General features: G+C 30.6%; 12 protein-coding genes. All 12 read right to left on the bottom strand.

Translation table 11 applies throughout. The annotated features are described in order from the left end of the window. Positions 1-38 precede the first annotated feature (38 nt). Complete coding sequence (locus tag HF850_RS00995) at positions 39-1,418, bottom strand: NCS2 family permease (RefSeq protein ID WP_169103625.1); 1,380 nt, start codon at positions 1,416-1,418, stop codon at positions 39-41. 352 nt (positions 1,419-1,770) lie between these two features. Next, a complete protein-coding gene (locus HF850_RS00990; RefSeq protein ID WP_169103624.1) occupies positions 1,771-2,742 on the bottom strand; it encodes an asparaginase in 972 nt (323 codons plus the stop codon). Between the two features lie 301 nt (positions 2,743-3,043). Beyond that, positions 3,044-3,469 carry a PBECR2 nuclease fold domain-containing protein gene (locus tag HF850_RS00985; protein WP_169103623.1) on the bottom strand — a complete coding sequence of 142 codons (426 nt, stop codon included), beginning with the start codon at positions 3,467-3,469 and terminating at the stop codon, positions 3,044-3,046. Positions 3,470-3,769: 300 nt separating this feature from the next. After that, positions 3,770-5,248, bottom strand: a complete 1,479-nt coding sequence (gene spoIVA, locus HF850_RS00980) for a stage IV sporulation protein A (RefSeq protein ID WP_169103622.1) — start codon at positions 5,246-5,248, stop codon at positions 3,770-3,772. Positions 5,249-5,597: 349 nt separating this feature from the next. Continuing rightward, positions 5,598-6,590 carry an NAD(P)H-dependent glycerol-3-phosphate dehydrogenase gene (locus tag HF850_RS00975; RefSeq protein ID WP_169103621.1) on the bottom strand — a complete coding sequence of 331 codons (993 nt, stop codon included), beginning with the start codon at positions 6,588-6,590 and terminating at the stop codon, positions 5,598-5,600. Positions 6,591-6,592: 2 nt separating this feature from the next. Then, complete coding sequence (der, locus tag HF850_RS00970; protein WP_169103620.1) at positions 6,593-7,909, bottom strand: ribosome biogenesis GTPase Der; 1,317 nt, start codon at positions 7,907-7,909, stop codon at positions 6,593-6,595. Next, complete coding sequence (locus tag HF850_RS00965) at positions 7,909-9,249, bottom strand: DUF512 domain-containing protein (RefSeq protein WP_169103619.1); 1,341 nt, start codon at positions 9,247-9,249, stop codon at positions 7,909-7,911. Before HF850_RS00965 ends, der begins: the two co-directional genes overlap by 1 nt. Positions 9,250-9,598: 349 nt before the next feature. Then, positions 9,599-10,261: a phosphate signaling complex protein PhoU gene (phoU, locus tag HF850_RS00960; protein WP_169103618.1), complete on the bottom strand. Its 663-nt coding sequence runs from the start codon at positions 10,259-10,261 to the stop codon at positions 9,599-9,601. A 34-nt stretch (positions 10,262-10,295) separates the two neighbouring features. Further along, a complete protein-coding gene (gene pstB / locus HF850_RS00955) occupies positions 10,296-11,048 on the bottom strand; it encodes a phosphate ABC transporter ATP-binding protein PstB (protein WP_169103617.1) in 753 nt (250 codons plus the stop codon). Positions 11,049-11,057: 9 nt separating this feature from the next. Beyond that, the gene (pstA, locus tag HF850_RS00950) at positions 11,058-11,939 is read right to left on the bottom strand and encodes a phosphate ABC transporter permease PstA (protein ID WP_169103616.1); all 882 of its coding nucleotides are present in this window, start codon (positions 11,937-11,939) and stop codon (positions 11,058-11,060) included. Next, a complete protein-coding gene (gene pstC / locus HF850_RS00945; protein ID WP_169103615.1) occupies positions 11,939-12,832 on the bottom strand; it encodes a phosphate ABC transporter permease subunit PstC in 894 nt (297 codons plus the stop codon). The genes pstA and pstC overlap by 1 nt, the downstream gene beginning before the upstream one ends. A 21-nt stretch (positions 12,833-12,853) precedes the next feature. Continuing rightward, positions 12,854-13,780 carry a phosphate ABC transporter substrate-binding protein gene (locus tag HF850_RS00940; protein ID WP_169103614.1) on the bottom strand — a complete coding sequence of 309 codons (927 nt, stop codon included), beginning with the start codon at positions 13,778-13,780 and terminating at the stop codon, positions 12,854-12,856. Between the last annotated feature and the right edge of the window lie 306 nt (positions 13,781-14,086).

Here is a 14,086-nt window from a genome sequence, read left to right as displayed (position 1 = left end):
TCCCAATATACAGCTAGATTAAATTTAATTTTCTATAATTACTTTAATAATAACAATTTAAGTATGAATATAATTGCTAAAATTATCATTACCCATGATACTTTTTTCTTTTCATTTTCTTTAGCAAATAATAAATTATATAATATATTTACTATTACATATACCAAAACTCCAATTGTTAATCCATCACCAATACTATAAGTAAGAGGCATCATTGCTATTGTTAAGAATGCTGGAACACCTTCTGTTATATCTTCAAATTCGATATTTTTAACTGCTCCAAGCATTAAATACCCAACATATATTAGTGCAGGCGCTGTTGCACAAGATGGTATTGCAATAAATATTGGCGAGAAAAACATAGCTATTAAAAATAATACTCCTGAAGTTACTGCTGTCCACCCTGTTCTTCCACCAGCTGCAACACCTGTTGAACTTTCAACATATGTTGTTACTGTTGATACTCCTAAACATGCTCCAATTGTAGTACCAACTGCATCTGCCATCAATGCTTTTCCTACATTAGGAACATTTCCATTCTCATCAAGCATACCTGCTCTTGAGCTTACACCAACTAAAGTACCTACTGTATCAAAGAAATCAACAAATAAAAATGTGCATACTACAACTATAAAATTCATTATATTACTTGGATGTAAAACATAAGCCAAATCAATTTTACCCGCTACTGGTGCTATACTTTCAAACTTAAATATACCATTAGGTAAATAAATTCCTAGAGCTGCTGCAGCTTCAGTATTTGAGACAGCATATGCCCATGCTAGTAATGTACTAACAACAATTCCTATTAGTATTGCTCCCCTAACTTGTTTCTTATCAAGTACAGCTATAATTATCAATCCAATTAATGCAATTAAAACAGTTGGAAGCTGAAAATCACCCAAAGCTAAATAAGTTGATTCATTAGCAACTACAAGGCCACTTCCTGTAAGTCCTATAAAGGCAATAAATAAACCAATACCAGCTGTTACTGCATGTTTCATATTTATTGGTATTGCATTTACAACAGCCTCTCTTATCTTAAATAGAGACATTAATATAAAAATTATACCTTCAACAAATACTGCTGTTAAAGCAACATGCCACGATATACCTTTACCAAGTACTACAGAATAAGCAAAATAAGCATTTAATCCCATTCCTGAAGCTAGTACAAAAGGAAGATTAGCATATACTCCCATAAATATACTTGCTATTGCTGCAGCTAAACAAGTTGCTGTCACCACAGCACCTTTTTCCATACCAATTCCATCTGATCCTAAAATATTAGGATTTACTGCTATGATATAAGCCATAGTTAGGAATGTAGTAATACCAGCCATAATCTCCTTTTTGAAATCAACTTTTTCATTAGAAAGAATATCAAAAAATCTTCCTTTAGTTTTTGTCTTCTCCATTTTATACCTCCAAAAAATCAAACTGAATTAAATGGTAATTATGATTTTCTACATCTAAGATTTTTATTTTATAAATATAATTCCAACATTCAGGTTTTAACTGAACAAATTACTTGTTAGAAAAAACTTCAACATAAAGCATTTTGTACCTTTTAACAGTTTTATTATATATTTAATCACGAATATTGTCAATTAATTTATTTTTATTTTTTGTTTTATTACGAATTATAAACTTATTTTTCTCGTAAATAATACAGAGTATTATAATTTCAAAATAAAAAACAGACGTAAATATAATAATATTATACTTACGTCCATTTCCAATTATTTCTTTTTTCGAATTATTTTTATACTACTCAAACATTTTTCTTATTACATTAATATCATTTGTATAATTGATTGCAACAAGTAATTTAATTTTAGCTTTTTGACCAGCTAAAACATCCCCAAATATACATCCTAATTCTTTTAATTCTTTTCCTCCACCTTCATATCCATATGATTCAAAAACTCTTCCTTCAAAACATCTAGATACTATCACAACAGGTATATTATTATTTACCGCTCTCTTTATTCCATCCACCATAGTTGGAGGAACATTTCCTCTTCCTAATGCTTCAACTACTATACCACTATATCCTCTATCTATAGCAAAATCTATAAATTCTGAATCACATCCCGCACTACATTTAATCAAGGCTACATTTTTATCAACATCCTCTATCTTCATATGTATAGATTCTGGATTTTTTCTATAAAATATTACCCTATTATTATCCACTATTCCAATTGGTCCAAAGTTAGGAGTGCTAAATGCATTAAGAGCCATAGAATTTCTCTTAGTTACTTCGCATGCACTATGTAATTCACCATTAAAACATACAAGAACACCCCTATTTTTAGCATCATCACTTATTGCTGTACATATAGATGAAGCCAAATTAAATGGTCCGTCATATCCTAATTCTGAACTGCTTCTCATTGCTCCTGTCACTATAACAGGCTTTTCTGTTTTTAATGTCATGTCTAAAAAGTATGCTGTTTCTTCTAATGTATCAGTACCATGAGTAATAACTACCCCTGTAACATCCTCTTTATCTAATAATTCCTGAACTAAATTAGATAATTTAAGCATCAACTTTGGTGTCATATATGGTGATGGTAGACTTGAAAAATTATAACTTTCAATTTCTGCATATTCTTCAATTCCTGTTACCATGGCCATTATATCTTCTCCACTCAAACTTGGAACCACAGCCTTAATCCTTTCATCTACTTTCATGGAAATTGTTCCACCATTAAATACTACTGCTACCTTTTTCATTTTGTTCCTCCATAACTCTTTAGTATTATAATAAAATTCGACCTATATGTGTTACTGATTACGTTTGAAAAATCAATATTAAATTAGATCTGTACTTAACAAAGCTCTACTCACATACATTTGATGAGCAAGTTCTAATATCTAAATATAAAAAATTTAGATTCTCACTTAAAGAAAACCCTTAGATCTTCTCTAAGAGTTTTTATTTTTTGGCAGGTCGGCGTATCCTGCATCTCTGATTACTAGAAATAGCGCGTGAGGAGCCTTTTCTCACCTCAAAAAACAATCATTTTATATTATATCATAAGATATTCTCTTTTGGTTCAATTTCATCTATTTTTATCAGTCTTTCTCTATATATCCTTGCATTTAATTTCGATAATGTTATGGGATACATTGTTGCTACATAAATATATTTTTCATCTATATCAATTTCCAATCCCAAAAATATTATTGTATTTTCCATTTTCTTTACAAGTTCTATAGAATGACCTTTATCTGTTTTGTAATCTATTCCAACATAATCCGGTTCTCTTATTATCTTCTCAACTATTTCTATTATATTATCTTTAACTTTTTTTGTGAATTGCTTACCATGTCTTTTTTTTATGTGGTTTATAACACCTGGAGAGGCATAAACTGTTCGTGGTACTTCTATTGGTAAAACATCACTTATTGAAATTTTTATTTTACCGACTTTCTTATAAGCCTTATACTCTCTTCTCATAATACCCCTCATTTACATCCTTTTCTTCATTATATCCTTACAAGAATTACTTTTCCACATATATGATAAAAAAGTTATTTACTTATTAAATTTTAAAATAAAAAGATTTTATTACGGCAAGCTAACCTTACTACTATAATAAATAATTTTACTAATAGCTTTTCTGTTAATATCAAAATTATAAATTTATCTTTATTTTGTGATTTTCACTTGAACTTATCCAATATTATTAATTAAATTTTCCTTTCAAATAAAAGAGCCAGCAAAAATAATCACTAGCTCTAATAACTATTTAAATACTTATAGAATTATACAAATTAATCCTCCATTACCCTCATTTATTATTTTTTGAAGAGTTTTTTGTATTTTAACCTGTACATCTTCAGGCATCTTATAAAGTTTATTCTGCAATCCTTCCTTAACCAACACCTCTAAAGACTTACCAAACATATTACTCTGCCAAAGCTGAGCAGGATCTGTTTCAAATTGGTCTAAAAGTCCTTTAACAAGTTCTTCTGATTCTTTTTCTGATCCCATAATAGGGCTTATTTCTGTCTTAATGTCACATTTAATAAGGTGTAAGCTTGGAGCACTTGCCTTTAATTTAACACCAAATTTATTCCCCTGTTTAACTATTTCAGGTTCTTCAAATTTCATTTCAGATAATTGTGGAGCGACTAATCCATATCCATTTTCCCTTACATCATCAAGGGCATCTTTAACTTTATCATATTCACATTTTGCATGAGTCAATTCTTTTATTATTCCCAAAAGATCACTTTCACATTTTACTTCCAAATCACATATTTCACTGAGAACCTTATAGAAAATATTATCTTTAGGTCTCATAAGTACTTTAGCCATTCCACTTCCTAAATCTACTTCTTTAATTGCAGCGCTACCCATGAAATCTTCAGCTTCAAAATTATTCAAACAGAATTTTATGTCTCTAACCTTTGAAACGTCTTGACTCATGTCCTTAATTATGTTAAAAAAGTCTTTCTTTAACCAATGTCCTGGTTCTAATTTTTCTAGCCATTCTGGAAGATCTATATTAATTTCTTTTACTGGGAATTCTTTAAGTACATGTTTGAATAAATCTCCAATATCTTCTTCACCCATATTGAAAACATCCATTATCTGAACTGATACATTATATTTTGATTCTAATTCATTCCTTAATGTCTTTGCTTCTTGTGAATTTGGTTTAACTGTATTTAAAACAACGATAAAAGGCTTATTTAATGACTGAAGTTCAGATATAACCCTTTCTTCAGCCTCAACATAATCCTCTCTATCTATACCAGTTATACTTCCATCTGTAGTAATAACTAAACCAATTGTAGAATGATCGTTTATTACCTTTCTTGTCCCAATCTCTGCTGCATCTTCAAATGGAATTTCATACTCATACCATGGAGTATGAACCATCTTACTTTGTTCTCCCTCTAAATATCCAAGAGCTCCCTTTACTATATATCCAACACAGTCAACCATTCTAACCTTGAACTTAACTTCACCATCAAGTGTTATTTCAACTGCCTCATTGGGAACAAACTTAGGTTCAGTAGTATGAATGCTCTTTCCAGAACCACTTTGTGGCAGTTCATCTTTAGCTCTTTCTTTTTTATAAGTATTTTCTATCTTAGGTATAACCATGAGATCCATAAATTTCTTTATGAATGTTGATTTTCCTGTTCTAACAGGTCCAACAACTCCTACATATATGTCCCCTTGCGTACGATCTGCAATATCTTTGTATATGTTAAAACTATCCACATTATTCCCTCCCACATTCTTTTTACCAATATATATATATTCATACCCATTTCAAAATATACACACAGATGAAAAAGTCAGCTATGCTGACACTACGAGCTTAAAAACTAAGTATTCACAACAATCAAGGTAAAAATTCAACACATTTATGTATAAGGTTCCATTCACCTTCCTTATATATTAATATAATTTATCTATTACACTTATATATATTCCATATATATGAATATAAGTATTAAAATTTTAAGAATTGTACAAGAACCAATCTCAATATTTTCTGCACTTTATATAAAATAAAAATATCTTTCGAATGACTATATTAATCATTCGAAAGATATTTTTAACATTATTAAAATAATTCGCTTTTCTTACTTCTAATCATAAGATTATCAACTATTTCTTTAGGCTGCTTATTTTCAAATAAAACTTTATACAATCCATCTGTAATAGGCATTGATACACCTATTCTTTCTTTAAGCTGATAAAATGCTTTGCAGGCTTTTACACCTTCAACAACCATGCCCACTTCACTTAAAGCTTCATTTAAAGATTCACCACTGCCAATAAGAAATCCAGCACGTCTATTTCTTGAATGTTTTGAAGTACATGTAACTATTAAATCTCCCATACCTGTAAGCCCATAGAAAGTTTCTAATTTACCACCCAAAACAATTCCAATTCGGCTTATTTCTTTCATTCCCCTTGTCATTAAAGCAGCTTTAGTATTATCTCCATATCCAAGACCCTCTAAAACTCCAGCAGCTAAAGCTATTACATTTTTAACTGCCCCTCCTATCTCTACACCAATAATATCATCATTAGTATAAATCCTTAAATTAGGAGTCATAAATAAATCCTGAACTTCAAATGCATACTTCATATCTTCTGATGTACTCACTAAAGTTGTTGGAAGTTTCATTGCTATTTCTTCTGCATGGCTTGGTCCAGATAAAACAACAATAGGATTTTGTAATTCTTCTCTAATCACAGATGATAACCTTTTATCACTATCTTCTTCTATTCCCTTAGCTATAGAAATAATAGGAATGTTTTTAGGCAAAATATCTTTTATAGATCTACACATGCTTCTTATTACATGTGAAGGTACAGATAAAACAATATAATCTGCACCTTCTATAGCTTCTGATATATCTACAAAAGCTGTAACATTTTCAGGAATTATTAAATCTTTCATATACTTTTCATTTGTTCTCTTAATATTAATTTCATCCACAACTTTTTTATCTCTGTTGTATATGTTAACAATATTATCTTTTTCGGCTAAAACTACTGCCAGTGCAGTACCAAAGCTTCCACCACCTAGAAAAGTAACTTTACTCATAATTATTCCTTTCTTTGTCTATATTCTATTTGAATACCTGTTCCCTTAAAATCAAAGCTATCTCTTAATTGATTTTCTAAGTATCTTTCATAAGAGAAGTGTCTTGCTTCTGCATCATTAACAAAGAAGACAAATTTTGGTGGTCTAGTTGCAACTTGAGTTGCATAGTAGATTTTCATTCTCTTAAGACCAACAACTGGTGGTTCTTTCATAAGAACTGCTTTGCTTATAACATCATTTAAAATACCAGTAGATACTCTCTTGTTATAATTATCATAACATTTTTTAGCCATTTCTAAAACCTTGTGAGTTCTTTGACCAGTTTTTGCTGATATGAATAAGTATTCTGCATAACTTATAAATTTAAGTTTACTTTGTAATTCTTTCTTAAATTTATCTAATGTTTTATCATCTTTTTCAACAAGATCCCATTTGTTTACAACAACCATAATAGCTTTTCTCATTTCATGAGCATATCCTATTATCTTTTCATCTTGTTCTGTAACTCCTTCTTGAGCATCTATCATTAATATACATACATCAGCTCTTTCAATTGCAGCATAAGTTCTTACTACAGAATAACGTTCTATTTCTTCTTTAACTTTGCTCTTTCTTCTAAGCCCAGCAGTATCTATTAATATGAACTTTCCTTCCTTAGTTTCAAGAGTACTATCAATTGCATCTCTTGTAGTTCCAGCAACATCTGAAACTATTACTCTTTCTTCACCAAGTAATTTATTTATTAACGAAGACTTACCAACATTTGGTTTACCAATCATAGCTATTCTTACATATTCATCTTCATCTTGTTCATAAATTGATTCATCAAAATTTTCTACTACTCTATCAAGCATATCTCCAAGACCTAAACCTTGAGAAGCAGAAATTGAAACAGGATCACCTATACCTAAATTATAGAATTCCCATGCATTATCTTCTTCCTTTATTGAGTCAACTTTATTAACTACTAAAACTACTGGTTTTTTACTTTTTCTAAGCATTGTTGCAACTTCATGGTCAGCTGCTGTAAGTCCTTCTTTTCCATCAACAATAAATATAATAACATCAGCAGTTTCTATAGCTATATTTGCCTGTCTTCTCATCTGTTGCATTATAATATCGTTTCTTTCTGGTTCTATACCACCAGTATCAATCATAGTAAAGTTATACTTAAGCCATTCTGCTTCTGCATATACTCTATCTCTTGTAACTCCTGGTGTGTCTTGTACTATTGAAATTCTTTTTCCTGCTAATCTATTAAATAACGTTGATTTACCAACGTTAGGTCTTCCAACCATAGCAACTATTGGTTTAGCCATTAAATTTCCTCCTCTTTACATTCATTAATTTTTTGAATAAAGTCTTCTCCTGTGTAATCTACAACTATGACTTTCACATCTAAAGCTTCTTCTATATCTTTAATCTTTATATCATCTAACATTATCTGTTCTGAAGAGTCTGCAAGTTCATAACCCTTTCTAAACATATTATTAGCCATGATTAAATACTTAGTATTAATTTTTCCTTTTAACTGTTTTATTATGTCAGTTCCTGTTAAAAGACCTGCAACTGTAATCGTATGTCCAAAATAATCATTTACTATTTCATAGACATCTAACTGAATATTACTATTTGCCTTTTTAATTTTCTTACTAGCTTCTAAAAGTTCTGGATATGCTAATGTTCCAGTAACCAGTGAAAAACTACCTTTCATATCTTTATCAAGGTCAACTATTGTTTCATCTATAGCATCTCTAAAGCATCTTACCATACCTACTCCATCTTCTATTTGATGATAACCTTCATAAAAATCTGCATCTGGAATCTCCTTATCAGCTACAAGGTAGAATTCATCAGATAATCTTGCAAATGGTGTTCCAACCTCTTCAATAAATTTCTTCTGAAGCTTTTCAACTCTCTCTATTTCTTTACGCGACTCTTCTTTAGTATATGTAGTCACATGAGTTAAATTTTCTCTATATCTAGTTACTCCAATTGGAACTATTGCAATACTATCTACTTGAGGATATAAAGTATACAAATCATTTATTGTTCTTATAAGCTCATCCCCATTATTTATATTAGGTACTGAAACTATTTGAGCATTAAGTTGTATTCCTGCATCTGCAAGTCTCTTCATTCTCTCAAATATATTTCCTGCAAACCTATTATTAAGCATTTTTACTCTTAATTCTGGATTTGTTGTGTGTACAGAAACATTTATAGGACTTATATGATAATCTATAATTCTATCTATATCTTCTTCCTTCATATTTGTAAGTGTTACAAAGTTTCCTTGAAGAAAAGATAATCTTGAATCATCATCCTTAAAATAAAGACTATCACGCATCCCACTTGGAAGCTGATCTATAAAACAGAAAATACATTTGTTACTGCAGCTTTTTGCTTTATCTATTAATCCACCACCGAACTCAATTCCAAGTTCTTCTTCATAATCTTTTTCTATTTCTATCTCCCATATTTCTCCACTATCAGCTTTTTCTATTTCTAATACAAGTTCTTCATCATCGCTTAAGAACTTATAATCAATAATATCATTAACTACTTTTCCATTTATTGAAAGAAGCGCATCATTTTTTTCTATCCCCACTTCTTCTGCTATACTTCCAGGAGCTATACTTGTTATAATGCTTTTCATTAAATTACTCTCCTTATTATAACATAATATCTATCTTTGTTATATTACATTATTACTTTGTTTAAGTCAATAAATCCTTTTTATCATAATTCTACCCCTTTTATTATTTCTCATACAAGAATTATATATCCTATTTATTAGAAAAATCGAGCATGAGGAAAATAATTATTTTACTACCTGGTAATATGTTAATCCCAATTTTTTAAGGTTTCTGTATTTAATTTCTATCCTTGGATAGTGGTTCCCACTACAAAACTCACAACAAACTTTTACCTTCAATTTGTTGACCATGCTAAGCACACTAAAAAAATCCTTTAAAATTATATTATTTAAAGGATTAAATTCTCACTTATTCATTTAAATCAACATAAATGCCTTTTTTAGAAAAAATAGTCCATTCACAAATATTTGTAACATGATCAGCTATTCTTTCTAAATATTTAATTACAAATAGTAGCTGTGTTCCATCATTAATTAAATCTTCTTTTTCATGAATTCTTTTTATCATCTTTTCAAATAATGATTTATACAAAACATCTACCTTATCATCTTCTTTACAAATTTTGTATGCCGCATCAACATCATTTTGCAAATACACTTCTATAGATTGTGTTATCATGCTACGTACTTTCATTTCCATCTCAAATAGCTTCTCAATATCTCCATTAAAAACTTTTAGACTTCTATTTATCCTTTTGGTTATCTTGCATATATCAACTGCATGATCTGCAATTCGTTCTAAATCAGTAACTATTTTTGATGCTGTAAATACTCGCCTTAAGTCTTCAGCAAGAGGTTGTTCTGTTGCTATAAACTTAATACAGTCTTCTTCAATTTCTTTCTGCATATTATCAACAATATCATCATTCTTTATGACTTCTTCAGCTTTTTGTATATCATAATTCTTTAATGCAATCATGCTTTCATAAATCTGCTTTTCAACAAAACTAGTCATATCTATTAATCTTTTAGTAATATTTTTAACTCTGGCCTCCTGTAATTGCCTTACCATTATTAATCCCCTCACTTTTAATTTAATTTCTCTTTTATCCAAATCTTCCCGTTATATAGTCTTCCGTTCTTTTATCCTTAGGCTTGTAAAAAATATCATCTGTCTTTCCAAATTCAATAACCTCTCCATTTAAGAAAAATGCTGTCTTATCTGCAATTCTTCCTGCCTGCTGCATATTATGAGTTACAATTATTACTGTATATTTCTTTTTAAGTTCATCCATAAGTTCTTCCATTTTTGCAGTGGAAATAGGATCTAATGCTGATGTAGGTTCATCCATTAAAATTATTTCAGGAGAAACTGCAAGAGTTCTTGCTATGCATAATCTCTGCTGCTGTCCTCCAGACATTCCAAGCGCGCTATCCTTAAGTCTGTCTTTTGTTTCATCCCATAAAGCAGCTCCTTTTAAACTTTTTTCAACTATTTCATCAAGCTGATCTTTATTTTTTATTCCATGAATCTTTGGCCCATAAGCAATATTATTATAAATTGACATAGGAAATGGATTAGGTCTTTGGAACACCATACCTATTCTCTTTCTCAAATGAATTTCATCGTAATCTTTATATATATCTTTTCCTTCAAAGAGAACTTCACCATCAATCTTTACAATATCAATCAAATCATTCATTCTATTAATAGTTCTTAAAAAAGTTGACTTACCACAGCCTGAAGGACCTATAAGCGCAGTAACTTCATTTTTATTTATACTCATATTTATATCTTTTAGTGCCTGTTTTTCTCCATAATATAAATTTAAATTTTTAGTTTCTATTATGTTATTCATAAATTCCTCCTATTTGCCACTGTAAGCTTTAATCAATCTATTCCCAATTAATTTTGCAATTACATTGAATAAAAGTACTGCTATTATGAGTACTGCTGCTGTTCCATTAGCAATCTGAACTGCATCCACCACTATGCCTTCTGAATTTAATTTCCATATATGGACCGCTAATGTTTCTGCTGGTCTGAATAATGAAAAAGCTGAATTTCCTGTCAAGCTTATGCTGTTGAAGTTCAAAGTTTTTGAACTCAATCCTGCTGTATAAAGGAATGCTGCTGCTTCTCCAAATATTCTTCCTGCTGCAAGTATTATTCCGGTTATTATTTCTGCCATAGCACTTGGTACTGTAAGTCTCATTAATGTCTGCCACTTTGTAGCTCCAAGTCCAAGTGAAGCTTCCTTTACTTTCTTACTTGCGGCTACAATGGCGTTTTCTGATATTCTTGTCATTGATGGTATATTCAAGATACTTACAGATAGTGCTCCAGCTAGCACTGAATATCCCCATCCTGCCATGTTTACAAAAACCAGCAACCCAAACATACCTATTACTATTGATGGAAGAGATGACATTGTTTCAAGACACATTCTTATAAAATTAAGAATAGGCCCTTGCTTTGCATATTCTGCTAAATATATACCTGCGCCAATTCCAATAGGTACTGTAATAATCAATGATATTACAAGCATATAGAATGAATTAAATAACTGTGGCCCTATTCCTCCACCTGCACCTGTTAATTTAGGCTTTCCAAATAAAAATGAAGGTTTTAGCATTGCGCCACCTTTGTATAATATATAAGCAATAAATGCTCCAAGTAGTACAACAATAAAAACGCTTATTATATAGAAAACAGCCGTTGCAATCTTATCCGCTCTTTTTGCATTCACTATCTGTCACTCCTTCTCTCGATCATTCTAACTAAAACTATGAATATAAATGAAATAATCAGCAATATTAAAGCTAAAGTCCATAATGCATCATTCCATGCTGTTCCTCCTACTGTATTTGCCATATCCATAGTAATAATACTCGTAAGTGTGGCCATTGAAGAGAAAATACTGTCTGGTATTCTTACTGTATTACCTATAACCATCTGAACTGCTAATGCTTCACCAAAAGCTCTTGCTATTCCAAGTACTATTCCTGTAAGAATTCCCGACTTTGCTCCTGGTACTATAACCCTATAGATTGTCTGCCATCTTGTAGCTCCTAGTCCATAAGATGCTTCTATATGATCCTGAGGAATTGTCTTTATTGCATCAATTGATAGCGTTGCAATTGTAGGTAAAATCATAAGTGAAAGTACTAAAATTCCTGCAAGTAATGAGAATCCCATTCCACCAAAGTTATTTTTTATAAATGGAACTAATACTGAAATACCAACCCAGCCATATACTACTGATGGTATTCCAACTAAAATTTCCAATGCCGGCTTAATAATTTTCAAACCGACTTTTTTTGATATTACATTTACAAAAATAGCTAAAGAGACAGCTATAGGTGCACTTATTATTACTGCACCTACAGATACCAATGTTGAACCTAAGATGAAAGCAAGAGCACCAAAGGATGGCTCATCACTTTGATTCGGTTTCCAGTCATTCTTAAATAGAAATTGTCCAATACTATAACCATCCTGAGTAAATAACTTTATACCCTTTGAAGCTATAAATATTATTATAGATAAGGTTATTAGTATTATCAGTATTCCACATAACCCTGCAAATCCCTGGCCTAAATATTCATTTTTCAGCCTCTCCTTAAAACTTCTCTTTTCCATCTTAATCATCCTTTAATCTTTCTATTTTTCTTTAATATCTGATCCTGAGATAAATCCTAAGCTGCTTAAACTATCTTTATTTTCATCGCTTGATATGAAGTCTATAAATAATTTAGCCGCTTCATTTGGTTCACCTTTTGTATACATATGACCATATGACCAGAATGGATATGAACCATTTTTGATATTAGCTTCATCATCGCTTACACCATTTATCTTAACTGATGTCAATACTTCTTTAGCTTCTGCTGTATTCATATATGCAAGACCTAAATAACTGATTGCTCCGTCATTTTGTTTCATAGCTGATAGAACTGCACCATTAGAATCCTGTGTTACTCCAATTGAATCATTTTCTAAAGTCTTATCTCCATCTAAAATTGTCTTTTCAAATGTAGCTCTTGTTCCTGAACCGCTTGTTCTATGAATAATTAATATTTCTTTATCAGGACCTGTTGTTCCATCAGCCTTTTTAATTTGGTTCCAATTTGTAACCTTACCTGAGAATATATCTTTAATCTGATCTTTTGTTAAATCATCTATTCCGAGTGTCTTACTTACTGCTACTGCAAATCCTTGAGCTACAACTTTATGATCTACTAACTCTTTTGCTTTATCAGCATCAAGTTTTTCTTCTGCAAAAACATCTGAATTTCCTATATCAACTGTTCCATCTGAAACTTGTGTAAGACCTGTACCTGATCCTCCAGCCTGTGCACTTATTTCAATGTCTGGATTTTTTTCATTAAATTTTTCAATAGATTGTTCCATTAATGGTAATAAAGCTGAAGATCCACTTACTGTTAGTGATCCACTTACACTTTCTTCAGAACTTCCACTAGCTGTTCCTCCAGCACTCTGATTGCTGTTACCGCAACCTACCATTGCTCCTCCAATCATAGTTACTAGTAAAGCACTTACTATTAGTTTTAAACTTCTTTTTTTCATTAAAGTTCCCTCCATTTAATAGATTACTTATTATTTAATTATCTTTCTTATTTTTCCTTACAATTCTATAATAAGCTCATTAAGTTAATAGATTATTAGGCGTATGTTAATTAATATTAGAATACTGTTAATTAAATTTAACATTTCTCTTTATAATATTCCCTCCAAAGTTCCATCATTTTTTCTACACACATAAGTATTAATAATAAAAAATTGAATATTTATTTACAATCGAGTAGGAGGTAGACAATTATTTTGTCTACCGACCTCTCAGTCGAGTAAATAAGAGGAATTGCACCTCAAACT

Origin of the sequence: Clostridium sp. SM-530-WT-3G, assembly GCF_012843905.1 — a bacterium.
GTDB lineage: Bacteria > Bacillota > Clostridia > Clostridiales > Clostridiaceae > Clostridium.
This window is presented reverse-complemented; position numbering and strand designations above follow the sequence as displayed.

Excerpts from the sequence above, each read along its gene's own strand:
- HF850_RS00995 (WP_169103625.1), bottom strand. The coding sequence starts at position 1,418 with ATGGAGAAGACAAAAACTAAAGGAAGATTTTTTGATATTCTTTCTAAT.
- HF850_RS00990 (WP_169103624.1), bottom strand. The coding sequence starts at position 2,742 with ATGAAAAAGGTAGCAGTAGTATTTAATGGTGGAACAATTTCCATGAAA.
- HF850_RS00985 (WP_169103623.1), bottom strand. The coding sequence starts at position 3,469 with ATGAGAAGAGAGTATAAGGCTTATAAGAAAGTCGGTAAAATAAAAATT.
- HF850_RS00975 (WP_169103621.1), bottom strand. The coding sequence starts at position 6,590 with ATGAGTAAAGTTACTTTTCTAGGTGGTGGAAGCTTTGGTACTGCACTG.
- der (WP_169103620.1), bottom strand. The coding sequence starts at position 7,909 with ATGGCTAAACCAATAGTTGCTATGGTTGGAAGACCTAACGTTGGTAAA.
- HF850_RS00965 (WP_169103619.1), bottom strand. The coding sequence starts at position 9,249 with ATGAAAAGCATTATAACAAGTATAGCTCCTGGAAGTATAGCAGAAGAA.
- phoU (WP_169103618.1), bottom strand. The coding sequence starts at position 10,261 with ATGGTAAGGCAATTACAGGAGGCCAGAGTTAAAAATATTACTAAAAGA.
- pstB (WP_169103617.1), bottom strand. The coding sequence starts at position 11,048 with ATGAATAACATAATAGAAACTAAAAATTTAAATTTATATTATGGAGAA.
- pstC (WP_169103615.1), bottom strand. The coding sequence starts at position 12,832 with ATGGAAAAGAGAAGTTTTAAGGAGAGGCTGAAAAATGAATATTTAGGC.
- HF850_RS00940 (WP_169103614.1), bottom strand. The coding sequence starts at position 13,780 with ATGAAAAAAAGAAGTTTAAAACTAATAGTAAGTGCTTTACTAGTAACT.